We start from the raw sequence: 268 nt of genomic DNA, 5'->3' as shown, positions 1-268 counted from the left end.
AAGTTTCTGCTGATAGAGTAAAACGTGCTGCAGATGCTCTATTGAAATCCGGCTTAGTGAATCACGGCTGGAATTACATCAATATCGATGATTCATGGCAGTTTAACAGAGACGGAAAAGACCCTTCATTTAAAGGAAAAATGAGGGATGAGAAAGGTTATATTTTAACCAATTCCAAATTTCCGGATATGAAAAACCTCGGTGACTATATTCACGGAAACGGATTGAAAATGGGAATTTATTCTTCGCCCGGTCCGTGGACTTGTGG

Annotated in this window: 1 pseudogene; it reads left to right on the top strand. The window is 39.9% G+C overall.

Annotation, left to right across the window (positions count from 1 at the left end):
• Positions 1–268, top strand: a pseudogene (locus ACPYOJ_RS35560) (hypothetical protein); the annotation flags it as partial.

It is taken from the genome of Rhizobium sp. SVR5-9E (assembly GCF_056755095.1).
The sequence above is the reverse complement of the archived record's forward strand: the minus strand, read 5'-3'. Positions and strand labels throughout refer to the sequence as shown.